Origin of the sequence: Pseudundibacterium arcticum, from assembly GCF_042646465.1 — a bacterium.
Taxonomy (GTDB): Bacteria; Pseudomonadota; Gammaproteobacteria; order Burkholderiales; family Burkholderiaceae_D; genus Undibacterium_A; species Undibacterium_A arcticum.
In genome coordinates, this window is record NZ_JBHRTP010000072.1 from 94,318 (window position 1) to 118,847 (window position 24,530).

Consider the following 24,530-nt stretch of genomic DNA (forward strand, 5'->3'; position numbering starts at 1 on the left):
GTGAACCATACCATTTACTGCCCAAGTCCCGCATGAGGTCTTCATTGGTCCCCCACGAGTTACTGCAAAAATCGGACAAGATCCTGTTCATTGCCCATCTCGCGCTGGGCGATTTCACTTACCTGCAAAACTGCTTTCGCGCATTTGCGGACGCCTACCCGCATATCCGGATTCATCTTTGGGTCGACGAGCTGCGCCGTACCGCACGCCCGGCCGACTGGGAGCATCTGAAAAGCTATTCGCTATACGACTGGCTGGCAGAATGCCCCGCGATCGCCAAGGTATACAACCAGACGTACAGCCCGGCGCTCCTGAAGCAATCGATGCGCGAGGCGCAGCAACAGGCCTATCCCATCGTCATCTCGCTAGGCCTGTTGCGGCGCAATTTCTATGCGGGACTGGCGCGCAAGATCAGTCCGCAAGGCTTCGTCGCCGGCCAGACCAAGCGCGCCAGGTTGCTCGATATTCACAAGCATCTGGCATACCGCAAGCTCGACGCCAGGATTCCCGACTATGGCGCCAAGGCTGACGGCAAAGAACATATCAGCGATATTTATGCCGGCTGGTTCGAGCTATTGTTCGGGCTGCAGATTGCCGCGGCTGCCCGCTTTCCGTTCGTCGATATTCCCGAGCGGTGGCGCGACTATGCGCGCGATCAACTGATGCAGTGGCAGTTCCCGATCGACCGCGCCGACCGGCAAGGCCGGAAGATTTTTTTTGTCAACGCGTTTTCCAAGTCGGTCGAACGCAACTGGCCGCTGGAACGGGTATTGGCCCTGATCCAGGCCATGCGCCGGCAAGACCGGTGGCGCGACAGTTATTTCGTGATCAATGTCGTACCGGAACAGATGGGTCGGGCGCAGCGGTTGTTTGATCAGAATCCGATCGAGCACGCACATCTGTTTAGCGCGGTCGACAATTTTTTCCAGTTGCCGGCAATCCTGAGCTTGTGCGATCTGATTATCTCGGTCGAAACCGCAGTCATGCATCTGGCCAATGCGGTGCATGTCCCGGTCGTCGCCTTGATGCGGCTGACCAGTCTGGAATGGGTCCCGATTGACCAAGCCAATAGCACGATCATCCACGTGTCCAGACCCGACGCTTGGGTCGACAGCATTACGGTCGAGGATGTGATGGCGGTCATGCTTGGGCAGGGATCGCCATAAGGTCGCCAGGCCGGTCAGGGCAATCGCACGAAGAGCCGCATGAACATTGGTGCTGCCGGGTTGGAAGCGATATCCGCCTGCAAGCGGATATGCGCACTGCAAGTGCGGGTAGTGCCGTTGATGAATGGCGCATGTTGCCGATCGACCGTCCTACCCCCCATCCCAACCTTCCCCCTGCAAGGGGGAAGGGGCGAGAAGCCCTAGCCTGCAACGATCTTCATGCAATCGCCTGCGGTGACAGGCGTCCGTCTTGACGATGCCCAGTTTGCAGACTACATTACTGACTCACAAGTAAGTTATTCGATTTGACCCATGTCCATGCTCTGTCCATTCAATAAGCCGCGCTGGGAGCGGCGCAAGGAAGCGCGGCCGCAAGAATTGCTGGCAGCCGCGCTCGACCTGTTCGTCGAACGGGGTTTCGCGGTGACCCGGCTGGAAGACGTCGCCAAACGCGCCGGTGTCTCGAAGGGCACCTTGTACCTGTATTTCGCCAACAAGGAAGAATTGTTCAAGGCGGTGGTACGGGAGAACATACTACCGGTGCTGGGCGAGGCCGAAGCGATGATCGACAGCTTTGAAGGCAACAGCATCGACCTGTTTCGCGACATCGTGCTGGGCTGGTGGGAACGGGTTGGCGACACCACATTGTCCGGCATCACCAAGCTGATCCTGGCCGAATCCGGTAATTTTCCCGAACTGGCGAAGTTTTACCATGACGAAGTCATTTCGCGCGGCAATGCGATGATCGGCCGCCTGCTGCAGCGTGGCATCGAACGCGGCGAATTTCGCCAACTCGAGATACAGAATCTGACCAAGGTGATCGTGGCGCCGATAATCATGCTGATGATGTGGAAGCATTCCTTCGGCGCCTGCCAGATCGAGCCTATCTCGCCCAAGGACTACCTGAACAGTTTTATCGACCTTTGCCTGCACGGAGTGTTGAACGACGAGGTCGGCGCCTGATTTCAGGGGCGCAGGTAACCCGAAGGTCGCACGGGAACCGGACAAGACTGCCAAACTGACGAGGACGGAATTGAGGGCGCCTCTATCAATTCAAAATCCGAGTCGTTCCAGCGGACGCTGGAACCCAGCGTCTTTCGTCACGCACCGTTAGCGTTTGATATGAACAAGAACCACGCCGTTTTAGGCTAAACGAAGGGCAAGATGCTGCTTGGCGCAATATAAGGTGCGAGGACTCCTCGCACGGGTCCCAGCGTTCGCTGGGACGACAAACCAATTAATAGAGATGCACTTTATCCCCGCCTTTTGAAGCTTTAGCTCCAAGTTTCCGCAGGCTGTCGCATTTTTTGCCAAATCCGTTGCCATATCAATAAAATCTAAGTGCAATTCAACGATAAAATGCCAGATTCCAATTTTTCCGCCGTAGAGCTCCCAACATGACTATCGAACTAGCCCGCTTCAATATGATTGAACAGCAAATCCGACCTTGGGACGTGCTGGACCAGGATGTGCTCGACTTGCTGCTAATCGTCAAGCGTGAACTGTTCGTGCCCCCCGCTTATAAGAGCCTGGCCTTCATGGATACCGAAATCCCGCTGCCGGGCGGCGAAAATATGTTTACCCCGAAGTTGGAGGCGCGCATCCTGCAGGAGCTGGCGGTCAAGAAGCATGAGCAGGTGCTCGAAATCGGCGCCGGCTCCGGTTACATGGCGGCGCTGCTGGCATACAAGGGACGGCATGTGACGACGGTCGAAATCGCACCTGAATTGAAGGCGCTGGCCCAGCACAACCTGGCCAGCAACCGTGTTGACAATGTGGAGGTGGTCGCCGGCAACGGCGCCCAAGGATGGCCAGCCAGCGGCAACGCGCAATACGACGTGATCGCCATCTCGGGCGCATTGCCGTATTTGCCGGACGCGTTTTACAAGCAACTGAAGGTCGGCGGCCGCATCGTCACGATCATCGGCGAAGCGCCGATGATGACGGCGCGTCTGATCACACGCGTATCGGAGACCGCCTACGACACCGTCACGCTGTTTGAAACCTGTGTGACACCGCTGCGTGAAGCCAGCGTCCCTTCTCACTTTACGTTCTGAGACCGCAATGCAACATCTGACCGCCCGCGAACTGGCCGCCTGGATCGCCGATTGCCAGGCCGATCCGTCCCGCAGCAAACCTGTCCTACTCGATGTGCGCGAACCATGGGAGTTTGAAACCTGCCATATCGAAGGTGCGATGCTGATGCCAATGCAAACAGTGCCGGCACGGATCAATGAACTGGACGACGACGCCCAGATCGTCTGCATCTGCCACCACGGCGGGCGCAGCATGCAGGTCGCCAATTTTCTTGAGCGGCACGGCTTTACGCAGGCCATCAACCTGACCGGCGGCGTACACGCCTGGGCGCAGCAAGTCGACAGCAGCATGCCGACTTATTGAGCGTTGTTGTGCCAGGCCATCGCATCCTGATCGCTTACTTTATCCACCTTTGATCCGACTCCCCCGGAGAACTACATGCGCAATATCCTGATCGCTTCCCTGATTGCCAGTGCCTTTTTGTCACTGGACGCACAAGCGACCGATCTGCTGCAAACCTATAAGGATGCGCTGGCCAACGATCCGGTATACGCCAGCGCTCGCGCCGCCTTGTCCGCCGGACAGGAAGCGATGCCGCAAGCGCGTGCCGGCCTGTTGCCAAATATCGGGGTGTCCGGCGATTACAGCCGCAATGAAGTAGAAAACGCCGGTAGTTTCAACTCCAGTAGCTACACGCTGGCGCTGACGCAGCCGCTGTTCCGCTGGGCCAACTGGCAACAATACGAACAAAGCAAACTGTCGGTGGCCGCCAGCGAAGCGCAATTCGCGCAGGCCCAGCAGGACCTGATTGTCCGCATGGGTCAGGCCTATTTCGATGTGCTGACGGCGCAGGACGTATTGACCTTCGTGCAGGCGCAAAAGATAGCAATTTCTGAACAGCTGGCCTCGGCCAAGCGCAATTTCGAAGTCGGCACCTCGACCATCACCGACACCAATGAAGCGCAATCACGTTACGATCTGGCGGTAGCGCAGGAATTTGCCGCCGAAAACGATCTGGAAATCAAGCGCACCACGCTGGAACAAATCGTCGGCAAACCAACAACATCGCTCGCCAGCCTGCGTCCCGGCCTGACATTGAATTTGCCGGAACCGGCCCAGATCGAACCCTGGGTCAGCAGCGCCGAGCAGCAAAATTACGGCGTAATCGGACAGCAGCTCGCACTCGAAATCGCGAAACGCGATATTTCAAAAAGCCGCGCCGGCCACCTGCCCACGCTGGATCTGGTGGCGTCCCGCAATCATAGCAACCAGCCAACCACCTTCAGCGCCAACAATGTCACGACCAATACCAATTCGATCGGCGTGCAATGGAGCATCCCGCTGTTTTCGGGGTTCGCGGTCACCAGCAAGGTGCGCCAGTCGATCGCGCTGGAGGACAAGGCCCGCAACGATCTGGAAAGCGTGCGTCGCAGCGCGATACAGAGTGCGCGTCAATCCTACCTCGGCGTCAGCAGTGGTCTGTCGCAAGTGAAGGCACTGGAAGCGGCGGAAATCTCCAGCCAGTCGTCGCTTGATTCCAACAAGCTCGGCTATCAAGTCGGCGTGCGCATCAATATCGACGTGCTGAATGCGCAGCAGCAGCTATATTCGACTCGCCAGGCGCTAGCCAAGGCACGCTACGACACGATCATGAACGGCTTGCGCCTCAAGTCGGCGGCCGGCACCTTGAAAGAGCAAGATGTGGTGCAGGTAAATACACTGCTGCAGTAACACGGCACGACGCCAGCCCCTGCAAAAAAGCCGCTGAATCGTGAGTCTAGGAGACTGTCGGACTTAGGGCTGGCGCCCCCGGAGAATCGGCTACAAACACTCTGAACGGTTCAGTGTCACCGCTTTTTTGGTCAGGAGCTCTCAGTAGCTCGCTATTGACGCTGCAGAAGCGGCAAAATCTGCCCTCGCTCAGCGAATTTCTCGCTTCGATTCCCAAAGTCCGAGAGGCTCCTAGGCGCTAAGGTATCGCGTTGAAAATCTGGCGTTTTTGTGATTCGAACCCACGTTGAGGAGCTCTCCGCTTGGGCTTTCTTTCAAAATGGGTGTGACTACGCATATGGGCCGAAATCCCTCCCTTATCTAAAAGGCATGGCCGAGAGCCGTGCACCGCCCTCGTTTCTATACATTTATTTAGGCATCATTTGATGCTATATTGAGTGCATAAATTAACGGAGAGCGATATGCGCACCACCCTTGCACTTGATGACGAATTGCTTGAAAAGGCCCAGGCTCTTACCGGCCAGATGGAAAAGACTGCTTTGGTGCGCGAAGCTCTCAAGGCATTAATCCAGCGCGAGAGCGCCAAACGATTGGCCTTACTGGGCGGCTCGGAACCTTTGCTTGACGACGTGCCGCGGCGCCAGTCGGAACTATAGTGATTCTGGTTGATACGTCGGTATGGATAGACCATTTGCGCCATGGTGACGCTGAATTAACGAGACTTTTGAACGCGGGCCAAGTGTTGTCTCATCGGTTTGTGACGGGCGAACTGGCACTGGGCAGCTTGCAGAATCGCGATATGGTCCTGGGTGCCTTGCAAGACTTGCCGCAAGCCTGTGTTGCCACCGATGAGGAAGTTATGCGATTCATCGCCCAGCATGCACTTTTCGGTACCGGAATTGGTTATATCGACGCCCACTTGTTGGCCGCTATGCGGCTTTCACCCGGCGCGTCGCTATGGACGCGTGACAAGCGTTTGCTTGCGGCAAGTGCTCGGCTTGGGTTGTCTGCAAATTTGACTCATTGACGACAAACCAATTTATACAGATGGTATGGACGTCTCCCCCCGACAACGGCCTTAATGGAGACGCCCTTTACGCAAGCGCATTGAATACAACGGAGTATATCCACCGCACCTACGCATCCGTCCGGGCCAGCAATGGTCGCAGCAACGCCATGGTGCGCGCCGTGGCGCCCCGGTGCTGCAGCGCGAACGACTGCGCATTGCGTCCCATCGCACTTCGCCGCGCCTGGTCACGCAGCAGATCGGCAGCCTGACGCAGCATGTCGACCGCGTCCGACACCCGCACCGCGGCCCCCGCGTCGATCGCGTCCGCGCTGATCACGGCAAAATTGAAGGTGTGCGGACCGATCAGTACCGGAATGCCCAGTGCGCAGGCCTCGATCAAATTCTGCCCGCCCAGCGGCAGCAGACTGCCGCCGATGAAAGCGACGTCTGATGCCGCGTAGTAGGCATACATTTCACCCATCGAATCGCCAAGCAACACCCGCACCTTGGCCGGCACTTGTGCGGCGTGGTCCAGCGCCGAGCGACGCTGCAAGGTCAGGCCGCGTTGCTCGACCAGGCGCGCCACGTCGTCAAAACGCTGTGGATGACGCGGCACGATCACAATGAGCGACTCTCGCAGATCGTGTGCGGCCAACGCGTCCAGAATCAGCGCCTCTTCGCCATCCCGCGTGACGGCACACAGCAGTACCGGGCGCGCACCGATCGCTGCGCGCAATGCCGCGCCGCGTTCCAGCATCGCGCTCGGTGGCGTGACATCAAACTTGATGCTCCCGGTGACCTGAACATTGTTCGCACCGAATTGCCGCAAGCGGTCGGCATCGGCCACCGTTTGCGCCGCGACGCACGAGAATCCGCGCGCTGCGCCCTGCATCAGGAGCGACAGCCGCTGCCCCTTGGCCAGCGAACGGGCCGACAAGCGCGCGTTCGCGAGCACCACAGGCACGCCATGTCGCCGGCATTGCGCCACCAGATTCGGCCACACTTCGGTTTCCATCAGGATGCAGATGTGCGGCGCAAAATGCCGGATAAACCGTGCTACCAGCCAGCCGGTGTCATACGGCAAATAACTTTGTTGCAGCCGCGGCGCGTGCCGTGCGAACAGCGTGCGGCCGGTGGCGCGCCCGGTCGGCGTCATATGGGTGAGCAGGATGTTGTGATCGGGGTAGTCGGCCAGCAGCGCATCGACCAGTGGCTCGGCGGCGCGCGTCTCGCCGACCGAGACCGCATGCAGCCAGATCAACGGTCGCGCCGGCTGCGCAAAGCGTGGATTGCCATAGAAACCCAGGCGCTCGGCCAGATGCTGCCGGTAACCGGGCTCCTTGCGCCCGCGCCACCACAGGCGCGCCAGCACCAGTGGCAACGCCAGCCACCACGCCAGCGAATACAGGCATAATCCTAGAAACGGCAGTTGACCGCTTATTGACTTCGATAAACGCATGAATTCATTGAAAATTTTCACTATTAAACAGCTCACCATTTAGGTGAGAGCGCTACAGGTGCGATTGCACACTTTTCCGGTGGCCGGCATTCCGGCTCCCTGGCGTCGTTGCTCCTCCTTGCAGAATGGAGTCTGCCGCGTCGTCGCGTCTAGCCAGAAAGCCGGAAAAGCGCACACTCGCACCTGTCCAACTACCGTATCTAGGGTCACACGATCGATGCCACCTCAGACCAACGCGCGGCCGGTCAGGCGCGTCAGGATCGCCAACGGGCTGGCGTCGGTGTCGTATTGCGCCGCCGCGGGCAGATGCAAGGTCTGCTCCAGCATGTACTGGCCTGACATCACCGCATGCAAAGCCTGATCGGAAAAACAGACCCACACGCTGCCGGCAGCGAACGGCATCGTTACCTGCGGCGCCTCGCGTTGATAATCGGGATCGGCCTTCATTGCGTCATGCAGCTGCAGCATCAGGTGATCGTATTCGCTGCGCAGCGATTTAGTCACATGCAAGCTGTGCAGCGCCTTGGCCTGCCAGCGGGAATAGGCTTTCGTGCGCGGCAGGAAGTGCCGCGCCATTTGCTCGAAAGGTTCACCGACGCGCCACACGCGCGGCACGCCTTCGGGATTGACGTTGGCGAACACGCGCAGGATCCGTTCGCCATAATTGGGCCGCGACGGAAACGCGTCAACGTGCAGGCGACGGTCGTCGGCGCGCCAGGATTGCGCCCGTGATTCGACTTGCGCCGGACGGTAACTGGTCGGCGCCAGGCGCAATGCGTCGGTATACCGCGGCACCAGCGAACGGATCAGTGACTGTGCCTGCGTGCGGAAACGACCGATCATGGCGGTCATTGCCACCTGCCTTGCGGCGTCGCCCAGCGCGCCCTTCAGCTGACCGTGCGCGTCGAGGCTGATGTTGCGGACCTTGGGATCACGGATATCAGGATTCAGAAACTGCAGTTCATCCGCCTGCAACCGGAACGCAAGATGCGGAAAGTACAGTACCTTGCCCGCTTCCAGCGCCGCGATCCAGGCCGGATCAGCATGCTCGAATTGCCAATCGCTGTGATCGATTTCTATGATTTGCTGTGTCATTGCCGGTTCCGGAAGGTACTTGCTGCAGGGCGATTGTATGAAGATCGTGGCTGGTTAAGGTTTCTCGCCCCTTCCCCCTTGCAGGGGGAAGGTTGGGATGGGGGTAGGATGGTCGATAGGTAACATGAATCATTCATCGACAGCCCCCTAACCCTCCCCCTGCAAGGGGCAGGGAACTCAACTCGGCAGCACCAATATTCATGCTGATCTTCATGCGACTGCCCTGCTACTTGCTGCGTTCTTGCTGCCGCCTTGCGGGTGGCGGTGGCATTGCTACTTGGGTGCGCAATTATGCACCGTTCTGCCCGAGCAAGCGCGTGACGGCCGCCTTTACCTCAACCAGGTCCGGGCGGTTACCGACATCCCCCAAATTGATAATTTTATCGGACCAGTCGCCCTGGGTTTTCCAGCGCGGCGAGTCGCAATACAGTTCTATTGTCGGCCGGCTATAGGCCGCCGCAATGTGGGTCAAACCGGTATCGACGCCGACTACCAGAGCGGCGCGCTGGGCCAGCGTTACTGCTTCCATCATCGATAACTTCGGCAACACGCGGGCGTTCGGCATCTGCGCCGCCAGCGCCTGTGCCTGCTGCAGCTCCTGCTGGCTGCCCCATGGCAGCAGGACCGGTAAACCGTAGTCCGCCAGCATCAGGGCGACCTGCACCCAGTCGGCGGAGCGCCACTGCTTCGACGCGCGCGCGGTGCCATGAAAAAATACCGCGTACGGGATCTCCGGCAGCCAGGAGTACCGTTCTGCAGGTGGCTGCATCGCAAAATCTACCGCGCTGTCGATCGGATAGCCGAATGCGGCCACGCCCAGCAAACGTGCGCGCGTAACTGCATGTGCGTGCAGGCCGACCGGTACACTGACCGAATGAAAGATGCGCGAGATCGCTTCGTAACCCGACCCTGCGGTCGCATTGCCGAGCCCGATCCGTTTGCCACCTGGCGCCAGGCGTGCCAGCCGCATCACCAGTCCGGTCTTGAACAAGCCCTGGGTATCGAATACATAATCGTAGGCGTCCTCCTGCAGCGACGCATAAAAAGCGCGCATTTCTGCGCGCGTAGCGGGCGACCACAAGGACTTGCGCCAGCGTCGCAGCGCAAACGGAATCACCCGGCGCACGCCGAGATTCAACCGCACCAGGCTGGTATAGCCCTCCTCGACCACCCAGTCGATATTGGCATCCGGATGATGGCGCAGGATGTCGGCAACCATCGGCATGTTATGCACGACGTCGCCCATCGAAGAGACGCGAACGATCAGAATATTCAAACGATTATTCAAATTTATTCAAACATTTATGCAAGCGGATTTACCAGAAGTGACAGAGTCGATCATTTCTCCAAGAGCCGTTCGCGCTGAGCTCCGTTCGCCCTGAGTAGATCCGCCCGCCCTGTGTAGATCCGCTCGCTCTGAGTAGGTCCGTTCGCCCTGAGTAGCGAAGCGTATCGAAGGGAGCGTTCTTCACCCCAAGGCAGGCTTCGATACGCCGCTTTGCGGCCACTCAGCCCGAACGGATAGTAAAGGAGATGAAAAATTAACAGCCCTGCCCAAAGAGTCGACAATTTCTCCAAGAGTCGTTCGCACTAAGATCCGCCCGCCCTGTGTAGATCCGTTCGCCCTGAGTAGGTCCGTTCGCCCTGAGTAGGTCCGTTCGCCCTGAGTAGCGAAGCGTATCGAAGGGAGCGTATCGAAGGGAGCGCTTTTCAGCCCGAACGGATAATGAAGGAGACGAAAAATTAACAGCCCCGCCCAAAATAATCAATAAGGCAAGCTTGCATCCGGCTTGGCCGCCACGATCACCCGTTTGAATTCGGCCTGGATCCGGTCCAACGCCTGCTGCGAGTCTGCCTCGAAACGCATCACCACCACCGGGGTCGTATTCGACGACCGCGCGAGCCCAAAGCCGTCAGGGTATTCGACCCGCAAACCGTCGATCTTGATGATCTGATCCGCTCCCGCGAAGCTCGCCTCGCGCTGCAATTGGTCGATCAGCGCAAAGTTTTCGCCCTCGGCCAGCTTCAGCTGCAATTCAGGCGTACTGATCGATTGCGGCAGCGCATTCAGGATCGCCGACGGATCGGCATGACGGCTCAGCAATTCCAGCAGCCGGGCGCCGGCATACAGGCCGTCATCGAAACCATACCAGCGGTCCTTGAAGAAAATATGGCCGCTCATCTCGCCGCCCAGCGGTGCACCGGTTTCACGCATCTTGGCCTTGACCAGCGAATGCCCGGTCTTCCACATCAGCGGGACCCCGCCGTGTGATTTAATCCACGGCGCCAGATGCGCAGTGCATTTGACGTCGTACAGGATCTCGCGCCCCGGATGGCGCGTCAGCACGTCCTGTGCAAACAGCATCAGCTGCCGGTCGGGATAGATCACCTGTCCGTCCTTGGTAACCACACCCAGACGATCGCCATCGCCATCGAAAGCCAGGCCGATTTCGACATCATTTTGCTGCAGACAGACAATCAGGTCCTGCAAATTCTCGATGTGCGCCGGATCGGGATGATGGTTCGGAAACGTCCCGTCGACCTCGCAAAACAGCTCGGTCACTTCGCAACCCAGTGCCCGGTACAACTCTCCGGCAAAAGCCCCGGCCACACCATTCCCGCAATCGATAGCAATCTTCATCGGCCGCGCCAACTTGATACCGCCGACGATGCGCTGCAGGTAGCTTGCCTTGATGTCATGCGTCGAGTAAGCGCCCGCGCCATGACTCAATGCATTGCCTTGAATGGCGTCATACAAGGCCAGGATCGCATCGCCATAAATCGCCTCCCCTGCCAGCACCATCTTGAAGCCGTTGTAATCGGGCGGGTTGTGGCTGCCGGTCACCATCACGCCGGACTTGGCCGCCAGTACCTCGGTGCCGAAATACACCATCGGCGTCACCACCACCCCCAGATCGATCACATCGACGCCGGCAGCTTGCAGGCCCTGCGCCAACGCCGCGCTCAACTCGGGACCGGACAGGCGGCCATCGCGGCCGATCACAACCGTCTGCTCGCCTTTGGCGCGGACTGCGGAACCGAAGGCATGACCAATCTGGCGTGCGATGTCGGCATCCAGGGTTTGGCCGACGATGCCGCGGATGTCGTACGCTTTGAAGATGTTTTTTGAGAGATTTAACATTTTTAATGTGGTTGAGCCGTGCGGACGCCTAAATCAACTTGTCCGCACTTGTCTGAATCAATGTTTGCCGGCTGAAAGCCGCCAGGTGATGGAAGACGTGACGCAACATGCCGAGATTCTGCCGAGAAAATTACAGGTGCGATTGTGAGAATCCGTGCTTATACGCGCAATGCATCCAACGATTTCCCGGAAGCAACCCAATCCCTCACCCATACTGGGTGGCGCCCACGACCGGTCCATTGCAATGATGCGTCGGACGGGTGTCGATAGCGAACAGCAACGGTGCCGACCTTCTTGGCCCGCAGATTGCCACCAAGCAAATCTTTAAGCGGAAGGCCGACACTTTGTGCAATCGCCAAAATCTGCTCGCGTGCCTTGGCTACATCTTCATGCTCGCGTTTTTTGATTTCCTGTTTGACCTGTTCCTGCAAGGCGCGCAATTCGGAAACAGACAGACCGGTTAAGTTCATAGTGAGACTCCTCTTTTTAATTGTCGAAATACAACATTTATTCAAACCATCTAGATATTATAAAGTTATATTACTTTTTTTTACCTAATACCATCCAACGAGGCGATTTAAATTTTACTATTCTGGCGTAGAGCCATACATAACTAATAATAAACATCAAGCAAAACAGAATCAAGATCCACGTCTGGCGCCAAAATAGCGTTGCCGGAATCACCGCCATTAACGAAAATAACCATAAATATGGCGAAGTTAATGAATTGCGACGTGTCAGGGCTCGCGCATCTCTCTTGCCGACTGTCCACTGCACTATTCGGCGAAATATCAGACTGTGCAAATGTATTCCATCCGGCATGCCTGCCGGTTTGCCGCGCAGGAATACGCGCCGATAAATTGAAAAGATCGTCTCAAACGCTGGATAAATCAAAAGTAAGGCGGCATACCAGGTTGACACCTGCGGATTGCGCATGACGATTAATATCGCCAACTCTCCCAGCACAAAGCCTAAAAAGTAAGCGCCACCGTCCCCTAAAAAAATCAACCCGGCGGGGTAGTTCCATATCAAAAAACCTGCCGTCGCGCCCGCCACAATTAAAGCGGCGATTAATACGAACATATCGCCCACCTGAAACGCCACGTAGCCAAGTGATAGCAGCATACAAATTGTCACGACGCTGGCCAAACCGTTAAAGCCGTCGATCAGGTTGATTGCATTCACTATCCCGGATACACAAAGCACCGTAAACGGCAACATGATCCAGACGTACTTCAACGGCCACTCGGAAAAAATCCAGTCAATACGACCTATCCGCGCATCCAAAAAGAAATAGCCCAACACGGCGGCAATCATGGTCAAAACCAATCGACGCCAGGGACTAACGCGCTTTGTATAGTCTTCAACAATGCCGCCAGCGAACGCCACTGATGAACAAAGCAGTAAAAATACGATCGGCTTACCTATAAACGGTTCACGCCAGATCGTCCCCGCCCCCGTAACAACCACGGACAAGAAAATCGCCAGCCCACCGATTCGCGGCACCGCGTGCCCGTGTACCTTTTGTACGCCCGTCAAATCCGAATCCAATGCCGGTCCATGCAATTTATCTTGTTTAATAAAAAGCAGTGACAACAATGCCGAAACAACAAAGGAAACGAGGAAGGAAAACATAGATCTCTATTGGAATTTTTAGGTGATACAAATAAATTTATGGCATCAACATCGAAAAAATCAGGAGTCGAGAATTGATTTTGTCATTCTTGATGAGATATCTTTTTTAGTGTCGATTTATTTATTGCATCTCTCTCAACATCCGAAAACCAGCCCCATTTATTAAAATACAATATCGCTGATTTTATGTGATAAAACAATAGCCTCGAACTCTTATAAGAGCCTTTGGCATAGTCATGCACAACAGTAACGTAGGGGAAAAACACGACTCTGGCGACTTGCCCAATGCGTCTCGATAAATCCAGGTCTTCCAGATACATAAAGAAACGCTCATCAAAACCCGCCGTTTCGCCCAATATTCTTGTTCGCAATAGCATAAAACAACCCGATAGCGAGGGAACTTCCATTATTTTGTCGTAACCGCTTGCGTGCAATTCGTAGCGCGCGAGTCTGCCACTGCGGCGGTATAGGGCCGGGACAAATCGCCGCATCAAAAGATCACCAGGATTGGGCAACAATTTGCATAAATGCTGTTGCCTCCCATCTGGATAACGTATGCCGGGCATCACCAAGCCAACATCACTATGCTGCTCCATATAATCGACTAGGGTCTGTATAACGTCGGCCGAAAAATGGATATCGGGATTCAACACCAAATGATATGTCGATCCATTTTCCAAGGCGCCCCGGATCGCCACATTATGAGCAGCACCAAAACCTGGATTATGCGGTAGATGGATATAGACCGCACCGAATTCTTTTGCGACAGCTGCCAATCGATCATCGTGGGAATTGTCGATTACATACACGAACACCGCGATCGACGATGTGGCGACACTTTGCAATACCTGGGCAATTTGTGTCGGCGCATTGTTGTAGCAGACGACGGAACAACTAATGCGCATATCGAAGCCTCAAAATGCGATCCCGAACTTTAAACCGGATAGTCTTCATATGTGCACCAGAGGCTAACGGTTCAGGACGTCGCGTAACACGCCTCGATATCCCCTTGAGAACTGTCGATAGCGTCCGGTGCGCGACTCACACAATACAGCCCAAAGTCGCCAAATCGGGTTAAGTGGCAAGGAGGAACGAAAACGCGCATGGGATACCGCCTCGTTCATTACCGTCATATATTCCGGAGGTACGGTAGGCAGTATCCGCAATCGTTCCAGCAATACTGTCGCACGCTCAACACTTTTGGTCTGAAAATCTCCTGGCGACAATCGGAAGAGGCGAAAAAATCGTTGCATATTATGCTTAAAGCTCGGCACAGCCACGCCCACGACGTTCCGGGCGTGTTGTCGATATTGGATTGTCGGCGCGTCCAATATGACCACTCGCCCTGTCGCAGCGGCTAGAATTGCAAGCCATTCATCATGCAACCAACAATTTGGAAATGGCAACGCCAAGTGTAAAAGTTCGCGACGAAAAGCCGCGGTTGCGCCAGTCACCAGATTTCGCCGACAAAGGACAGAAAATGCATCCCCTGTCTGAATCCGCCTGCGCTCGCTTTGAGTCAACCCGAGTGCATTAAAAAGCGAGACTCCCAAGTCATTGGCGCCTTCATCGATTAGCTGCGCGTCAGTATGTACTAGGAAAACATTAGGGTCGGACTCAAACACCTTCAGAATTAGATCGATTTTGCTGTCAAGCCAGACATCATCTTGATCGCATAAAAAAATTACATCCGTATTGAGTGTGCGCGTAGCGGACTCAAAATTCTTTACGACGCCTTGCCTTGTAACGTTTCGGTGCAAGGCAACGGGTATAGACACACCCGCCACCCAAGTCTGCAAGTATTCCCATGTCCCGTCGTCTGAACAATCGTCAAAAATAGTCACCTGATCGGGCATTCTGTTCTGCATCAGCAGGCTGGTTAACTGCTGCGCCAGATACTGAATACCGTTGTAAGTGCACATGGCAACGCCACATGTCAGGGAGCCTTCGCCTGCTTCGGAGTAAAACGAAGATTGCAATTATCGTCCTATGAATGCGCTAGATGTGGCGTCTGCAATGCAGCTATACAGGCCGGATGTTTGAAAACTACTTACCGCTCAGAAATATTCATAATTAACCAAAGGGTCAAAAAAATCCGAATATGCAGACTGTCGCCATCATCAATTGTGTCATTCCGGACTCTCCAAGGCAGAGACTACGTTCTTATCGGACCAATTAGAGCGAGTAGGTCAGGCAGTACTGATAATAGCTTGGGAAACTCGGTAAAAACCTGGGAACTGCCGCGACATAAATTACTGAATCACGCAACCGCTTCCTTGGGGCGGCGTTGCAATACATTGGAATGGAATGATCATTCCGTGTCGTTGCGCCTTTCCCTGCACCACGCAAATCGTGTAATCCACTTCGCCCAACTGCCGCCGCTTAACGCGTCGCGGATGGTTAGGGAACGTGAGATCGTGCGCATGCCCAATTGCTTCTGCACCTCGGGGGCGACCAACGTCGTTCTTCTTCGACCCTCAATAAAAGCCTGAATGCGCTTGTACTCAAGCGCGCGCTCTTCGCTCAGCATCCCGTTCGTCGGAACCGAGTTACTTCCATCGTTCTTGTAATAATAGTCGCCTATCGGCTTCTTCACGTTCGCGAAATCGGAGGGATAGGCGGCGCAAATTTTAAGCAAAAGATCGTAATCCTCTTCCCAGGTAATCGCGGTGTCGAATGACAAAATGTCGGGCGAAACAATGGATCGGTCGATGAGATAGGAGTGGATCGGGCAGAAATTGCCCCGAAACAGATCTCTCAGATCCTCTCCCACAAAGTGCTCGCCCTTTTGTCCTGCCACGTGAATGAACTCCGGAAACACCTCGGCATTGACGACGCGGACTGTTGCGAATGCAATTGCATTGCCGGACACCTTTAGTCTCTCTATCAGGATGACATATGCCTCCGGATACAGAACATCGTCATAGTCCAAGAAAGATACATACTGCCCGGTGGCAGCCGCCAACCCCATGTTCAGAAGTTCTGTCCGTGCGTCATTTGGGCTGGCGCTCTCCCAGTTTCTGATGGTGACCGCCGGCGGGTTAGGCAGGCTCAGAAGGGGCACCAGCGCGGCCCGTGTATCGGCTATCTGCGCGTCGGTAAAGCGCTGAACCGCAATGATGATGTGTAGCGGTCGGTGCTTCTGTCCCACTAAAGAGAAAATGCATCGCTCCAACTCGTAAAGGCGTTTTGCGTCGTGGAACCGGACGATGCAGTCAACTTGATTCTTTATCATGAATTACCAGCGCGTCTGCGCGAAACTGAATTGATGAGAGAAGTCAGCAAAATGGCGCCACTCTTCGGGAACAATCTTTGGAAAAAGGCACGGGATTGGCATACCCCGTGCCGTTAGCTCACCCTTTAGCCAATTCTCGAATTCGAGCGACCCCCACTTGCGCGCCAATGTGATGCCGGACTCGAAGATCATCTGCAATGTTGCCTGCGTCATTTCCCTATTAGTGACGGCATGCAGGAAGAGCGCACGCGGACACGTCTTCAGTGCATAACCATGAGCGCGTGCGCGCCACGAAAGATCGACATCTTCGCAATACATGAAGAAGTCTTCATCGAACCCACCCAAATCATCGAACGCCTGTCTTGAAATGGCGACACAAGCGCCCGATACCCACGGCGTGTCAAGCGTCTGCGTGTCGTATGGCTTGGGATGTTCGACCGGGAATTGCAATGCCTCCACAAGCGCTTTCCCATGCGCCGCTTGGACGGTCTGAACCAAAGCCTCCACCGCGCCGGGATGCAGCAAGCCGTCAGGATTGATTGCGATGTAAATCTCGCAGCCTGCCTCAAAGGCAGCACGCATTAGGGTGTTGTGTCCGCCTCCGAAACCGAGATTGCCGCGGGACTCCAAACGGGTAATGAAGCCCGTTTCGAGGATTTGGTTTTTTGTGCTTGCTCCATTGTCGATTAGGAAAAGCGCGCCTCCAGTGCTGAGACCGGCTGATTTTAAAGAGATTTCCGCAGCAGCAATCGAACCAGCCAGTTCGTCTTCACTGTTGTTATAGGTCACAAGACCGATCGCTACGCGTGTGTCGGGGCTGACCTTGATATGCATGCCCAGTGCGCGGCTTCTAATATGGTTAAGCAGCTGGGGCGCCGCCTTGCTGATCACATTCGGCATGACGGAACGGGGTTTCACGCCGCGAGGATCGAGCAATCGGAAGATGTAGCGACTGAAGAAGGTCGATAAATCCGCCCTGCGCGGAACATCGATAATCTTCGGCGTGTGCTCATACAGTTCGGGGCGAGCAATTTTGATCCAGTCGAAGCCCTCGTGTTCACAAGCATGGAAGAATATTCGCTCAATAGCATGCGCGAGTGTCGCATCGATCTGGTTCGATTCGGCATCGAAATCTTCGGTCTTCAGTGCTATATCGAGCAAGGGCTTTAGAGCTAAAGTTCGAGCCCAGAACATGGAGCCAGACGGGAAATCCAGGGGATCGCGCTCGTTCAGCGTGAACCCCATTTTTGCCGCGAGTTTTTGTGCAGTCGGGAAATTGCCCCCCCAGATCATCCAGTGACGCATCGGTTCAAAATGCTGAGCCGCGATCATCCCGAGATTCGGGTTTTGCTCGAACGCATAGAGAACGCTTGTCACCACTTGCGGCGTTCCAAGCAAGCTCTCCAAGAGGAAGTGCCTCCATGGCGATAGAACGTTCGCATGATCGGATCGTTTTCCATGCATGTGGAGGACATAGTCGTATCGGCCGTAGACGTCGCTGAACGAAACAAGTTTCGGTGCGATGTCGCGGCCGCGGTTCGGGACGACGCGGACTTCGACACTGCCCTTATTCCATCCAGCAAAGGCGCATTCGATGGCAGTCGCCTTGAAAGCGTCAGTCGTGGAAATATAGACGTCGAGATCGACCGGTACGTTGCTGAGGTAAGATCGAAATTCGCTAGCGAGGTCTTCGTAATAAAGGTGAATGATCGCCGCGACCTTGCCACACTTAAAACTTGGTATTTCAGCGAAACTAAAGGGCACGGAAACGCTATAGTCGATTTCCAGTGAACGAGCTACTTCGGCTGAAGGCAGCGGCCCTACAAGCTCGGCGCCGTCGAACGTGTCCGGTGCGTCGATCGCCAGCGCTTGAGTTGCCAGATAATGTTGCTGGCGGACCCGCGCCTTCAATCCCCTCAAGCCCTCATTGCGCAGAACTCTTAGCACGCTCTTCGCCAGCACCGACAAAGGTACGTGCTGAAGCAGTCGGGCTACCACAACTCGCACATCTCTAATCTTCCGCCAGATGCGGCCAACGTCGCGCAGCGGGCGGGTCACCCGCCAACTGGTTGATTTGTACAGAGCAGCGATCTGTCCGGCGCGCTCAGCCACGTTTGGGTTCAGTTTGGGATGCGCATCCCGATCGAAACCATTTGAAATCTCATCTAGGTCCTGTGTTGAATGCGGATGAACGCGCTTTAGCGTGACTAGCCGCTTCAACCCTCTTGTTCTGAAACAGCTCATTTCTTACCTTTCCCATTAAACAGGCGAGATACGAACCGTAGGGGTTTAGTTATCCGCCAACTATTTGAGCTATGCAAAGCAGCAATTGAGCTATGCAAAGCAGCAATCTGGTCATCCCGTCCAGCCACGGCTTGATTGAGGCTGGCGATTTGCCCTTCACGTTCGACCACAGCTTGGTTGATGTCGGCGATCTGCCCGTCGCGTTCGGCGAGGTGCGCCCTGAGCGAAGACACCTCCGCCTCAATCTGTGCATTTGAGGGAAGGGAAAGCATGTGCGATGATTCTGGTGAGTTAACCAGATGGAATACCAATTCGCTCATAGATTTGTTCCAAATTGACCGGTCTGTCTCGTTCGCTGTGTTACCGGATTCCCGAAGCGACATTCCAACGAACAGCTTATCGATCACGATAGGGAAACAATTTTGGACAAGAAGCGCATGGAGCGTCGTCATGTAGTCTTCAAAATACGTAACCGTATCGTAAATGCGTGGCGGGATAGCTAGCAAGACGGAGCGGTCTAAAAGTACACCACAAAAAGGCGTGTGATTCTGACCGGAAAGTGAGGCTAGGAAGTGCTTCGCGCCAAAGTAGTGGCCTTCTACCGAGCGATAGCTCGATACATCCTCGGCGGCTTTAGAAGGGAAAGGCTTCTCGTCGAAACGCTGGCAGTCCACGAAAATGATGCTTGATCGTGACGACGCACTTACGACTAAGCCCAATCGCTCTGCCTCATTAGGTAGTATCCAGTCGTCATCATCCACGAACCAGAAATACTCGGCCTCGATGTTTTCCGCTGCAAAGCGTACTAATTGATACCGAGAGTCTCCGCCATGCTGCAAGTCGGCTCGCAGTACCGTCGAACGACGACTAACCCATTCCGGCGCAATTAAATCGTTGTCGGTGACAACATAACTACGAAATTCTGTACTTGAGCCCGCAGCTGCAATAAATGCACCGACTGAATCTAGTGTATGACTTAGCAGGCTAAGGCGTGCGAACTGGGTGCGAGTGACTATTGCTACCTTCTTCTTATATCGACCGCGCGTTGCGGTGCGCAGACTGTCCATATCGAGATCGATGCCTGCTCGCGCTAGCGGGTTCGCTTTTCCCAACTGGATACTAATCGGTCCATTTAGTGTATTAATGCTTCTGTTTCTCAATCGAATCAGCAGGTACTCATTGAACGCGTCAGTAGACTTCTCTCGGTCGAATTCGCCCTGATTTCCTTTGCTACCGTGCCAGCAGGCGAGTTGGGGTGCCGCGTAGACTCCGAGTCCTGCCGCAATGGTCTCGATGCTTAAAATGATGTCGTACAGCTGAAAGCCATCGAACGATGGGAGATTAATCCGCGCTTCGCGCATAGCGCGCAGGTTGAGGAGCATAACGTTTCCGTCAATGCTCTGTGCCGGCAGAATATATCCAGCGAGGTTGGGGCCGCCGTGAGGATCGCTAACATAGCGCACGACATCAGTCGCGGAGTATCCCACGCGCATCGAAAGCAGCGCGGCGTTCCCTGCAAGCCCCCAGTTTGGCCAATCTCGATCCAATTGATGAACGAGATTTTTTATGCTGGATCCGAAGTCAGCACAAAGTAAGACATCGTCGTGCACTACGCAAACATATGGTTGTGCGTTCATTTGAATCAGATCGTTAAGGAGCTCGAAATACGAGCGTTGCCCCGTCCAAATTGTTATCTCGGCCGCGAGTGTTGGATGGCTGCGCATAAAAGCGTCACCATGCTCCTTTGACCTCGCAACGACATGAATCATGAATGGATTGCTTTTATAAATGTGTTTTTCAACCCGCCGCGACGCTTGATGACAGGCATAACCAATTCTGCAAGGCGGACACGTTGGATCGGGTGTCCGACGATACTCAATGGCGACGTAATTCGCCAACTAATTGATTTTTGCGGGGCAGCGATCTGCCCGTCGCGTTCGGCCATCGCTTGATTGAGGCTGGCATCCCCTGCCGCTTTGGTCATTTATTTGATACCTTGCGCATCCAGTCGACCGTTTTTACGATCCCTTCCTCCAGCGTGACCTGCGGCACCCATCGCAATTCCTGCCGCGCCAAAGAATTGTCCAGAACGCTTACCGGCACATCAAAAGGTCGACCGGGCCGGTAATGACGAACCACCTCGTGACCGAGAACCCGCTCAAGGATATCTATCAATTCGTTGAGACTGGTGCCAACGCCCGAACTGATATTGAAGACTGACTTTGCTCCATCGTAATCAACAGCGCGGGCAAATGCCTCGGCAACATCGCTGACATACAGATAGTCACGGGTAACACTGCCATCGCCCCAGATTTCGAGCGGCTGATGCTGGATTGCTTTACTCAAAAAGACGCCCACTGCCCCTTGCGCAGTCTCGATGCGCTGGCGCTCACCAAACGGGTTCGCGACCCGCAGAATGTTTGCCTTGATTCCATGCAGATGCTGATACATCAGTAGGTATTTCTCAATGGCAAGCTTCGTGATGCCATATGACACCTGAGGCTCGGTCGGATGGTTCTCGTCGATCGGGAGATACGTTGGATTGCCGTAAACAGTCCCTCCAGACGAAATAAACACAATCTTGCGAACATGTTTGGCGACCATTGCATTGAGCAGCTGCAAGGTAGCGACAAGATTGCTCTGCACGTCATAAATCGGGTCATCGTTGGAGCTCTTGGGCAGTGTTGTCGAGACCAGATGCAGGACGACCTCAACGCCGTCGATAGCCGTGCTCACATCATGGACGCTCATCAGATCGCCAGTAAGCCACTCCACCCTTTCGCCATCCGAAAACTGGCGATAGGCCTCTACGCGGGGACGCTCAAAAATGCGCAACTCATGGCCATCTTTCAGCAAACGGTCCGCAATGGTTGATCCGATAAAGCCACCGCCACCGAAAATTGCAATTTTCATCGTGTCAAACCAATCACGTTTGTTGTAACGCTACGCAAATTGTTCGCTGAAAGGCTCAAAGAAAACAGCCTCTCGATCGCATGAAGCGAACTACCGTCATAGGGCAGCGGCTCGTCAGGGTAGTCGTCCCAATCAAGCTTCAAGTTCATCAATGGAAGCAGTGCCGAACTCGTCGCCCAAAACATCGTTCCAACTGGAAAAACAAAATTGTCGGGTAAATTCTCAAGACCCATACGTACTGCAAGAATGTCGGCAAAGGCCCGGTTATCGCTCCACCCCACTACGTGAGGATCATCGGGAAACACCATTCCAATTGACGTGTCACCTTTCATGTTGGCCAAGATGCGATCGGCCATCGCCCCCGACTCTCCACCGAGCAGATTTTCCAACAAGAACCGATACCACGACTGGCCCACAGTGGCATCCTTCAGGTCGGCACTCTTTTTCGTATGAATATGGCCAATGAAATCGTAATTGGCCACGATCCTCTGACCGAATGCCGTGAAAAATGGTCCGATATCCCGACCGCGATTCGGCACAAGCTGAATGTCAACGACCTGACCTTTGTAGTTTTTTAGCTCGCTAACAACCGACTCACGCGCTTTTTCATCAGTGATGCTAACAAACAGGTCGGGGCAAATCCGATTACGGGAAAGGCGGGTCATTATTTCGGGCAACAGATCAGGGTAATACACGTGCACATGCAGCGCAACGCGCTGATTCGCAGGCAAATCCGTCCCCTTGGTGTCCCCTGCGACAATGACCGGGTTATCCCATGGACCTGCGGGACGCCCCGCTCGCAAATAGTCCGCGAATGGGTCGGCCCCCTGGTTTACAAGGCCGTGCTGCTCAAGGTAGACGCCAGGGTGAAATCCCGGGAGGGGTTTCCGGCGACTAATCCCGCTTGCCCACGCGCGAACATATTCGCGAACCTCCGCTTCAATGGTCTGAGCTTGCCGACGGGGGGGGCTGAAATCTCGCCGAAACAGGCCCGAGCCGAGAATGACTTGGGTGTCCGCCTTCTCTTGCCGCGTACGATCGCAAGCGCCTTGAGCCAAAACCTCAAGTCGAGCGATGTATTCCTTCATGCTGAAGTAGGCAATTGAGGCTTCACGGCATCGATCCGCAACAGACTCACGCAGGACCTGCGCTGCCAAAGCCACGATTTTTTCGGCCATGTCAGCCGAGTCAAGGTACTCCGCAACGCAATGATTCCGCAGACCACTCTCAATCAGGAAGTCAGCAATCCCGGTTGTCTTGTTGAAACAGAGCACTGGTACGCCATGCGCCATTGCATCAATTGCGACATTCGGCAATGGGTCCAAGCGTGACGAAAGCAGAAACAAATCAGCCTCTTCATACGCGACCTCGATGGCGTTGGTTTCATCCACGAAGAAAACGTGCTCCTGAAGGCCGGCACGACGAATCTGGTCTGCCAGATAAACAGAATATCCAATGTCGTTATCCGGATCGTATCCTTTTCCAATCCAGACGAAACGATACCTATTCCCCTCCGGTGTACGCACCACACGGGCAGCACATTCGATAAACAGGTCAACGCCTTTGCGTAACTCCACGGACCCGGCCCCAAGTACAATCACCGAATTCTCGGCAATATCCTTGGGACGAATCAAGCGGCGGATGCGCTCTCGCTCCGCCTGCATTTGCTCCTCATTGAATTCTCCCAAAGGCAACAGACATCGACCCTGAGGAAGAATATGAGCGGACCGGTCACCCAGATCAGGGTATTCAGCGAGCGCGTTTTCCATGGTCACATTTGCTGAGAAAACGACCTCGCCAGACCAGAAAAGGGCCTCTCTGAACGCGCCCCGAGGACGGATATAAGAGGCAAATTCATGGACCAAGCTGATTGCGGGAACAAAATATTCGCCCAATGCTGGCAGCACTACACGTGATTCGATACTGTTAACCAGGGCGAACTTGAAATGAAAACGCGCGCACAACTGACCGACGATCAGCTGTGCCAAGACTGGGTTTCTCCTCAGATTCGACGAGGTCATTACCGCCGCCCCCGCAAGCCGGAACGCATCGGACAGCGGTCCGCCAACCAACAACAACACAATAACGTTATAGCGCCCCACGAGTCCATGGACGAGATTAAGACTTAGCACCGGCGCGCCGGTTCTTGACGCTTCGTGACTGACCAAGAGAACCGTCTCGCGGTCAACGTTGAGGTCGTGATCGAAGCAAAGATCCGGGACAGAAAAAACACGGCCTTCGCGACGACCGTGATGCAAATAGTGAATGGTTGGATCCCCCCCCGCGTCGGCCACATCTGGATTCAGTTTGAGATACAGAGCCGGATCGAAACCATTCGGAAGCTGGTCTAGCTCCTGGGCGACCGCCATATCAGGCCGCTTAACCAGCGAGATAGCGCGCTTCAACCCCCTTGCCCTGACAACGCGCAATTGATCGCGTTTTCCACGAAGCAGGCCGGACACGAACCGCAAGGGTTTCGTAATCCGCCAACTTGTTGAATTACGTAAAGCAGCAATCTCCTGATCACGACCAGCTACTGTCTGACTCAGTAGCACAAGCTGCCCATCCCGTTCAAGCTCGGCTTTATTTAAGCTGGCGACCTGGCCATCGCGCTCACTTGTTGCCTGCTTGAGGCCGGCGATTTGACCATCGCGTTCGGCTATGGCTTGGTTGAGGCTGGCGATCTGCCCGCCGCGTTCGGCTACGGCGTGGTTGAGGCTGGCGATCTGCCCGTCGCGTTCGGCTATGGCTTGGTCGAGGCCGGCGATCCGGCGCTCCCGATCATCCACAATTAGAGCGAGGTTGGCAGCATGCTGCTTCAATTCATTTAACTCAAAATGCTCCAAGTGCCGTGAGCCCAGCGC

21 protein-coding genes are annotated in these 24,530 nt (G+C 55.1%); 7 read left to right on the forward strand and 14 right to left on the reverse strand.

The features are described 5' to 3' along the window. Positions 1-32 precede the first annotated feature (32 nt). The 7 genes from ACFOFO_RS20520 to ACFOFO_RS20550 all read left to right on the forward strand — a co-directional run bounded on the left by ACFOFO_RS20520 (position 33) and on the right by ACFOFO_RS20550 (position 5,961). Complete coding sequence (locus ACFOFO_RS20520) at positions 33-1,166, forward strand: glycosyltransferase family 9 protein (protein WP_390332641.1); 1,134 nt, start codon at positions 33-35, stop codon at positions 1,164-1,166. Positions 1,167-1,484: 318 nt separating this feature from the next. Then, positions 1,485-2,129, forward strand: a complete 645-nt coding sequence (locus ACFOFO_RS20525; protein ID WP_390328246.1) for a TetR/AcrR family transcriptional regulator — start codon at positions 1,485-1,487, stop codon at positions 2,127-2,129. A 434-nt stretch (positions 2,130-2,563) separates the two neighbouring features. Next, positions 2,564-3,223 (forward strand): protein-L-isoaspartate O-methyltransferase family protein, encoded by a 660-nt coding sequence (locus tag ACFOFO_RS20530; RefSeq protein WP_390326889.1) that lies wholly within the window; start codon positions 2,564-2,566, stop codon positions 3,221-3,223. A 7-nt stretch (positions 3,224-3,230) separates the two neighbouring features. Further along, on the forward strand, positions 3,231-3,566 hold the full coding sequence (locus tag ACFOFO_RS20535; protein ID WP_390332644.1) for a rhodanese-like domain-containing protein: 336 nt from the start codon (positions 3,231-3,233) through the stop codon (positions 3,564-3,566). A gap of 75 nt (positions 3,567-3,641) precedes the next feature. Continuing rightward, positions 3,642-4,934, forward strand: a complete 1,293-nt coding sequence (locus tag ACFOFO_RS20540) for a TolC family outer membrane protein (RefSeq protein ID WP_390332646.1) — start codon at positions 3,642-3,644, stop codon at positions 4,932-4,934. Between the two features lie 461 nt (positions 4,935-5,395). Continuing rightward, the gene (locus tag ACFOFO_RS20545) at positions 5,396-5,590 is read left to right on the forward strand and encodes a type II toxin-antitoxin system VapB family antitoxin (protein ID WP_390326890.1); all 195 of its coding nucleotides are present in this window, start codon (positions 5,396-5,398) and stop codon (positions 5,588-5,590) included. Continuing rightward, positions 5,590-5,961: a type II toxin-antitoxin system VapC family toxin gene (locus ACFOFO_RS20550; protein ID WP_390326893.1), complete on the forward strand. Its 372-nt coding sequence runs from the start codon at positions 5,590-5,592 to the stop codon at positions 5,959-5,961. The genes ACFOFO_RS20545 and ACFOFO_RS20550 overlap by 1 nt, the downstream gene beginning before the upstream one ends. A 109-nt stretch (positions 5,962-6,070) precedes the next feature. Here the strand turns inward: ACFOFO_RS20550 and waaA are convergent, their stop codons facing one another. The 14 genes from waaA to ACFOFO_RS20620 all read right to left on the reverse strand — a co-directional run bounded on the left by waaA (position 6,071) and on the right by ACFOFO_RS20620 (position 24,512). Then, on the reverse strand, positions 6,071-7,402 hold the full coding sequence (gene waaA / locus ACFOFO_RS20555; RefSeq protein WP_390326895.1) for a lipid IV(A) 3-deoxy-D-manno-octulosonic acid transferase: 1,332 nt from the start codon (positions 7,400-7,402) through the stop codon (positions 6,071-6,073). A gap of 225 nt (positions 7,403-7,627) precedes the next feature. Next, positions 7,628-8,497 (reverse strand): Kdo hydroxylase family protein, encoded by an 870-nt coding sequence (locus ACFOFO_RS20560; protein WP_390326896.1) that lies wholly within the window; start codon positions 8,495-8,497, stop codon positions 7,628-7,630. Positions 8,498-8,786: 289 nt separating this feature from the next. After that, positions 8,787-9,773, reverse strand: a complete 987-nt coding sequence (gene waaC, locus ACFOFO_RS20565) for a lipopolysaccharide heptosyltransferase I (RefSeq protein WP_390326898.1) — start codon at positions 9,771-9,773, stop codon at positions 8,787-8,789. A gap of 489 nt (positions 9,774-10,262) precedes the next feature. After that, a complete protein-coding gene (locus ACFOFO_RS20570; RefSeq protein ID WP_390332649.1) occupies positions 10,263-11,639 on the reverse strand; it encodes a phosphomannomutase/phosphoglucomutase in 1,377 nt (458 codons plus the stop codon). Between the two features lie 158 nt (positions 11,640-11,797). Next, entirely contained in the window at positions 11,798-12,109 is a 312-nt protein-coding gene (locus tag ACFOFO_RS20575; protein WP_390332652.1) for an H-NS histone family protein, read from the reverse strand. A gap of 70 nt (positions 12,110-12,179) precedes the next feature. Next, entirely contained in the window at positions 12,180-13,274 is a 1,095-nt protein-coding gene (locus tag ACFOFO_RS20580; RefSeq protein ID WP_390326903.1) for an MraY family glycosyltransferase, read from the reverse strand. 83 nt (positions 13,275-13,357) lie between these two features. After that, complete coding sequence (locus ACFOFO_RS20585; protein ID WP_390326905.1) at positions 13,358-14,179, reverse strand: glycosyltransferase; 822 nt, start codon at positions 14,177-14,179, stop codon at positions 13,358-13,360. Between the two features lie 63 nt (positions 14,180-14,242). Beyond that, the gene (locus ACFOFO_RS20590) at positions 14,243-15,196 is read right to left on the reverse strand and encodes a glycosyltransferase family 2 protein (RefSeq protein WP_390332655.1); all 954 of its coding nucleotides are present in this window, start codon (positions 15,194-15,196) and stop codon (positions 14,243-14,245) included. Positions 15,197-15,585: 389 nt separating this feature from the next. Next, on the reverse strand, positions 15,586-16,509 hold the full coding sequence (locus tag ACFOFO_RS20595) for a glycosyltransferase (protein WP_390326908.1): 924 nt from the start codon (positions 16,507-16,509) through the stop codon (positions 15,586-15,588). A gap of 3 nt (positions 16,510-16,512) precedes the next feature. Next, complete coding sequence (locus tag ACFOFO_RS20600; protein ID WP_390332657.1) at positions 16,513-18,753, reverse strand: rhamnan synthesis F family protein; 2,241 nt, start codon at positions 18,751-18,753, stop codon at positions 16,513-16,515. Beyond that, positions 18,750-20,522 carry a hypothetical protein gene (locus ACFOFO_RS20605; RefSeq protein WP_390332660.1) on the reverse strand — a complete coding sequence of 591 codons (1,773 nt, stop codon included), beginning with the start codon at positions 20,520-20,522 and terminating at the stop codon, positions 18,750-18,752. The genes ACFOFO_RS20600 and ACFOFO_RS20605 overlap by 4 nt, the downstream gene beginning before the upstream one ends. Next, entirely contained in the window at positions 20,519-20,737 is a 219-nt protein-coding gene (locus ACFOFO_RS20610; RefSeq protein WP_390326920.1) for a hypothetical protein, read from the reverse strand. The genes ACFOFO_RS20605 and ACFOFO_RS20610 overlap by 4 nt, the downstream gene beginning before the upstream one ends. Further along, on the reverse strand, positions 20,734-21,666 hold the full coding sequence (locus tag ACFOFO_RS20615; RefSeq protein WP_390332662.1) for an NAD-dependent epimerase/dehydratase family protein: 933 nt from the start codon (positions 21,664-21,666) through the stop codon (positions 20,734-20,736). Before ACFOFO_RS20615 ends, ACFOFO_RS20610 begins: the two co-directional genes overlap by 4 nt. After that, a complete protein-coding gene (locus ACFOFO_RS20620; protein ID WP_390332665.1) occupies positions 21,663-24,512 on the reverse strand; it encodes a rhamnan synthesis F family protein in 2,850 nt (949 codons plus the stop codon). Before ACFOFO_RS20620 ends, ACFOFO_RS20615 begins: the two co-directional genes overlap by 4 nt. Between the last annotated feature and the right edge of the window lie 18 nt (positions 24,513-24,530).

Excerpts from the sequence above, each read along its gene's own strand:
- ACFOFO_RS20570 (WP_390332649.1), bottom strand. The coding sequence starts at position 11,639 with ATGTTAAATCTCTCAAAAAACATCTTCAAAGCGTACGACATCCGCGGC.
- ACFOFO_RS20545 (WP_390326890.1), top strand. The coding sequence starts at position 5,396 with ATGCGCACCACCCTTGCACTTGATGACGAATTGCTTGAAAAGGCCCAG.
- ACFOFO_RS20560 (WP_390326896.1), bottom strand. The coding sequence starts at position 8,497 with ATGACACAGCAAATCATAGAAATCGATCACAGCGATTGGCAATTCGAG.
- ACFOFO_RS20615 (WP_390332662.1), bottom strand. The coding sequence starts at position 21,666 with ATGAAAATTGCAATTTTCGGTGGCGGTGGCTTTATCGGATCAACCATT.
- ACFOFO_RS20595 (WP_390326908.1), bottom strand. The coding sequence starts at position 16,509 with ATGATAAAGAATCAAGTTGACTGCATCGTCCGGTTCCACGACGCAAAA.
- ACFOFO_RS20600 (WP_390332657.1), bottom strand. The coding sequence starts at position 18,753 with ATGAGCTGTTTCAGAACAAGAGGGTTGAAGCGGCTAGTCACGCTAAAG.
- ACFOFO_RS20530 (WP_390326889.1), top strand. The coding sequence starts at position 2,564 with ATGACTATCGAACTAGCCCGCTTCAATATGATTGAACAGCAAATCCGA.
- ACFOFO_RS20580 (WP_390326903.1), bottom strand. The coding sequence starts at position 13,274 with ATGTTTTCCTTCCTCGTTTCCTTTGTTGTTTCGGCATTGTTGTCACTG.
- waaA (WP_390326895.1), bottom strand. The coding sequence starts at position 7,402 with ATGCGTTTATCGAAGTCAATAAGCGGTCAACTGCCGTTTCTAGGATTA.
- ACFOFO_RS20535 (WP_390332644.1), top strand. The coding sequence starts at position 3,231 with ATGCAACATCTGACCGCCCGCGAACTGGCCGCCTGGATCGCCGATTGC.
- ACFOFO_RS20540 (WP_390332646.1), top strand. The coding sequence starts at position 3,642 with ATGCGCAATATCCTGATCGCTTCCCTGATTGCCAGTGCCTTTTTGTCA.
- ACFOFO_RS20605 (WP_390332660.1), bottom strand. The coding sequence starts at position 20,522 with ATGATTCATGTCGTTGCGAGGTCAAAGGAGCATGGTGACGCTTTTATG.
- ACFOFO_RS20590 (WP_390332655.1), bottom strand. The coding sequence starts at position 15,196 with ATGTGCACTTACAACGGTATTCAGTATCTGGCGCAGCAGTTAACCAGC.
- ACFOFO_RS20525 (WP_390328246.1), top strand. The coding sequence starts at position 1,485 with ATGCTCTGTCCATTCAATAAGCCGCGCTGGGAGCGGCGCAAGGAAGCG.
- ACFOFO_RS20575 (WP_390332652.1), bottom strand. The coding sequence starts at position 12,109 with ATGAACTTAACCGGTCTGTCTGTTTCCGAATTGCGCGCCTTGCAGGAA.
- ACFOFO_RS20585 (WP_390326905.1), bottom strand. The coding sequence starts at position 14,179 with ATGCGCATTAGTTGTTCCGTCGTCTGCTACAACAATGCGCCGACACAA.
- ACFOFO_RS20520 (WP_390332641.1), top strand. The coding sequence starts at position 33 with ATGAGGTCTTCATTGGTCCCCCACGAGTTACTGCAAAAATCGGACAAG.
- ACFOFO_RS20610 (WP_390326920.1), bottom strand. The coding sequence starts at position 20,737 with ATGACCAAAGCGGCAGGGGATGCCAGCCTCAATCAAGCGATGGCCGAA.